Source organism: Phenylobacterium sp., assembly GCF_035276905.1.
Classification (GTDB): domain Bacteria; phylum Pseudomonadota; class Alphaproteobacteria; order Caulobacterales; family Caulobacteraceae; genus Phenylobacterium.
The window spans coordinates 1-4,154 of record NZ_DATELG010000080.1; the positions used below are offsets into that span (position 1 = coordinate 1).

At 70.7% G+C, this 4,154-nt stretch carries 2 protein-coding genes and 1 pseudogene; all 3 read left to right on the forward strand.

Annotation, left to right across the window (positions count from 1 at the left end; genetic code table 11):
• Positions 1 to 992, forward strand: a 992-nt coding sequence (pheS, locus tag VJS38_RS03355) for a phenylalanine--tRNA ligase subunit alpha (RefSeq protein WP_324086739.1), incomplete at its 5' end; no start/stop codon positions are given.
• A gap of 13 nt (positions 993 to 1,005) precedes the next feature.
• On the forward strand, positions 1,006 to 3,429 hold the full coding sequence (pheT, locus tag VJS38_RS03360) for a phenylalanine--tRNA ligase subunit beta (RefSeq protein ID WP_324086740.1): 2,424 nt from the start codon (positions 1,006 to 1,008) through the stop codon (positions 3,427 to 3,429).
• A gap of 204 nt (positions 3,430 to 3,633) precedes the next feature.
• Positions 3,634 to 4,154, forward strand: a pseudogene (locus VJS38_RS03365) (hypothetical protein); the annotation flags it as partial.

Consider the following 4,154-nt stretch of genomic DNA (forward strand, 5'->3'; position numbering starts at 1 on the left):
TGGGCTCGATGAGCCCGGAGGAGCGGCAGGAGAAGGGGCCGCTGATCAACGGCCTGCGCGACCGCATCGGCCAGGCGATCGCCGCGCGCAAGGAGGCGCTGGAAGCGGCCGCGCTCGACGCCCGGCTGAAGGCCGAGACGCTGGACCTGTCCCTTCCGGCTCCGCCGCGTCGGAAGGGCTCCATCCACCCAACCCTGCAGGCCATGGACGAGATGATCGCCGTCTTCGCCGAGATGGGCTTCGCGGTGGCGGAAGGTCCCGACATCGAGGACGACTTCCACAACTTCACCGCGCTGAACTTCCCGCCCAAGCACCCCGCGCGGGAGATGCACGACACCTTCTGGCTGCCGCAGGACGCGACCGGCGAGCGCAAGCTTTTGCGCACCCACACCAGCCCGGTGCAGGTGCGGGTGATGCAGCAGGCGAACAGCAAGCTGCCGTCCTGGATCGCCCAAGGCCCCCCTGGCGAGAATGGGGCGCCGCCGATCCGGGTGGTGATCCCCGGCCGGGTCTACCGCTCCGACAGCGACGCCACCCACACGCCGATGTTCCACCAGCTGGAAGGCCTGGTGATCGACCGCGCCATCCACATGGGCCACCTGAAGTGGACGCTGGACACTTTCACCCGGCGGTTCTTCGAGACCGAGGCGGTCGTCACCCGCTTCCGCCCGCACCACTTCCCGTTCACCGAGCCCAGCGCCGAGATGGACGTCCAGTGCGACCGTTCCGGCGGCGCGGTGAAGATCGGCGAGGGCTCCGACTGGCTGGAGATCCTCGGCGGCGGCATGGTCCACCCCAACGTGCTGCGCAACTGCGGCCTCGATCCCGACGCGTGGCAGGGCTTCGCCTTCGGCCTCGGCGTCGACCGCCTGGCGATGCTGAAATACGGCATGCCGGACCTGCGCGACATGTTCGCCTCCGACCCGCGCTGGCTCGCCCACTACGGCTTCTCGGCCTTCGCCGCGCCGAACCCGGCCACCGGCCTGAGCTGACGGAGAGAGACCGATGAAGTTCACCCTCTCCTGGCTCAAGGAGCATCTCGACACGAGCGCCACCGTCGACGAGGTGGTGGCCGCCATGACCATGGCCGGGCTCGAGGTCGAGGACGTCGAGGATCCCGCGACCAAGCTCGCCGCCTTCTCGGTGGCCAAGATCGTCGAGGCCGTGCAGCACCCGAACGCCGACCGGCTGCGCGTCTGCCAGGTCGACACCAGGGACGGCCGCAAGGAGATCGTCTGCGGCGCGCCCAATGCGCGGCCGGGGCTGACCACCATCTACGCCCCGATCGGCGCCTATGTGCCGGGCCTGGGCGTGACCCTCGAGACCAAGCCGGTCCGCGGCGTGGTCTCCAACGGCATGATGTGCTCGGCCAAGGAGCTGGAGATCGCCGAGGACGGCGAGGGCATCCTGGAGCTCGACGACAACCTGACGGTCGGCACGTCGGCGGCCGAGGTCTTCGGCCTGGAAGCGGTGATCGACTTCGAGGTGACGCCGAACCGCTCGGACTGGCTGGCCGTCCAGGGCATCGCCCGCGACCTCGCCGCCACCGGCCTTGGCGCGCTGATCCAGCACGAGGGCGTCACCGTGCCGGGCGCCTTCCCCTGCCCGATTGAGATCCGCGTCGACGGCGAGGCCTGCCCAGTGTTCGCCGGCCGCGTGATCCGCGGCGTGAAGAACGGCCCCTCGCCGGAGTGGCTGCAACGGCGGCTCGCCGGCGTCGGCCTGCGCCCCATCAACATGCTGGTGGACATCACCAACCTCTTGACCCTGGACCGCGCGCGGCCGCTGCACGTCTATGACATGGCCAAGCTGTCCGGCCAGGTGATCGAGGCCCGGCTCGGCCGCGGGCCGGCGCCGCCGCACGCTCACGAGGCCCCGACGCACGCGGCCCACGCCGACGAGCAGCTGATCGCCCTGGACGGCAAGACCTACGACATCACGTCCGAGATGTGCGTCATCGCCGACGCCGACGGCCAGCGGCCGATCGGCCTGGGCGGGGTGATGGGCGGGGAGTCCACCGGCTGTTCGAACGAGACCACGGACGTCTTCATCGAAAGCGCCTGGTTCGACCCGATCCGCACCGCCCAGACCGGGCGGCTGACCGGCATCAATTCCGACGCCCAATACCGCTTCGCCCGCACGGTCGATCCGCAGAGCGTGGTCCCCGGCCTGGAGCTGGCGACCTACCTGATCCAGAAGCTCGGCGGCGGCGAGGCCTCGGAAATCCGCGTGGCCGGCGAGGCGCCGCCCCCGCCCGGGCCGATCAGCTTCGACCGCGGCTATGTGAAGAAGCTCTCCGGGCTCGACCTGGCGGCGGCGCGCATCGACGAGATCCTCGGCAAGCTCGGCTTCAAGGTCGAGGGCGACCAGGTCACCCCGCCGACCTGGCGACGCGACGTCGAGGGCAAGGCCGACCTCGTCGAGGAGGTGGCCCGCATCGAGGGCTATGGGGCCCTGCCCGCCGAAGCGCTGCCGCAGGTCGCGGTTCCGCCGGGCGGGGTGCTGACCCAGCGCCAGGTCCGCATGCGCAACGCCCGCCGGGCGCTGGCGGCGCGCGGCTTCGAGGAGGCGATCACCTGGAGCTTCCTGCGCCAGGACTGGGCCGAGGCGTTCGGCGGCGGCCAGCCGCAGCTGGTGCTGGCCAATCCGATCGCCTCGGACCTGTCGACCATGCGGCCCTCGATCCTGCCGAACCTGGCCGAGGCCGCCGCGCGGGCCGCCCGCAAGGGCTTCCCGGACGTGGCCTTCTTCGAGATCGGCCCGGCCTTCCGCGGCGACCAGCCGGAAGACCAGGTGACCACCATCGCCGCCCTCGTCGCCCCGCGCGCGCGCCGGCGCTGGGACGGCCAGGCGCCGGACGCCCTCTTCGCGCTCAAGGCCGACCTGATGTTCCTGCTGGAGGAGCTTGGGGCGCCGGCCCTGCAGGTGGTGCAGGGCCAGTCGTCGGCCTGGTGGCATCCCGGCCGCTCGGCGCGCCTGCAGCTCGGCCCCAAGACCATCGTGGCCGAGTTCGGCGAGTTGCATCCGCGGGTGCTGAAGACCTTGGACGCGCAAGGCCCGCTCATCGCCTTCGAACTCAACCTCGACGCCCTGCCGGAGCCGAAGAAGAAGACGGTGAAGACCCGGCCGGCGCTCGACCTCTCGCCCCTGATGCCGCTGTCGCGCGACTTCGCCTTCGTGGTGGGCGCCGACGTTGCGGCCGGCGAGCTGGTGCGGCCGATCCTGGGCGCCGACAAGCAGCTGATCGCCGACGCCCGCGTCTTCGACGTTTATCTGGGCCCAGGAGTGCCTGACGGCTCGAAGTCCGTCGCCGTCGAGGTCACCGTGCAGCCGCGCGACAAGACCCTGGCCGACGCCGAGATCGAGGCCCTGTCGGCCAAGATCGTGGCCGCGGCCGAGAAGGCGGTTGGGGCGAAGCTGCGAAGCTGAGCCGGCTCACGATAGAGCGATCGAACCAAAACCGGGATGCACGGAAGTGAGAGGCAGATCCACCCAGGATTTAACCTTAACCGCCGTTGACCAAATTACAGAATACCGAGGCAAAAAGCTCAGATATTCTCGCGCCGAGGCGCCGCTATTTAAGAGAATGCTCAGCCTGCTCGCCTAGCCTTTCGGCAGCGAGAGGACATCCGCATGCCCGACGGCAATTTCACCCCCCGGCAGCCCGCCGAGACCCAGGTCGACCGGCGCGGTCCGATGCGCCCGGCGCAGCTGACCAGCCCACGGGATCGGATGTCGGGCAAGCTGCTCGCCCGCGCCTTCATGGCCGCCGACGCCGCCATGCTGCTGAGCGCCGCCGTGGCCTTCCAGGCCTTCCGCGGCTGGGAGCGTCCCGAGGCGATGGCCGGCGCCCTGCTCGCCTGGACCTTCCTCGCCGGCTTCCGTGGCTACGCCTTCTGCCGCCAGGAGACGGGCTGGCGTCACCTCGTCACCGCCGCGACGACCGTCTCCGCCGGCCTCATCGCCGCGCTGGCGCTCGGCGTCCTGCTGCGTCCGCAGGCTGCCTGGACGCCGACCCTGGTTTGGGCCGCAGGCCTGGTCGCGGCCGTCAGCGGCCTGCACGCCTGCTGGTTCCAGGTGGTCGCCCGCTTCCGGGCCCAGGGAAAACTGACCCCCAACATCGTCATCGTCGGCGCAACGCCGGCCGCCGAGCG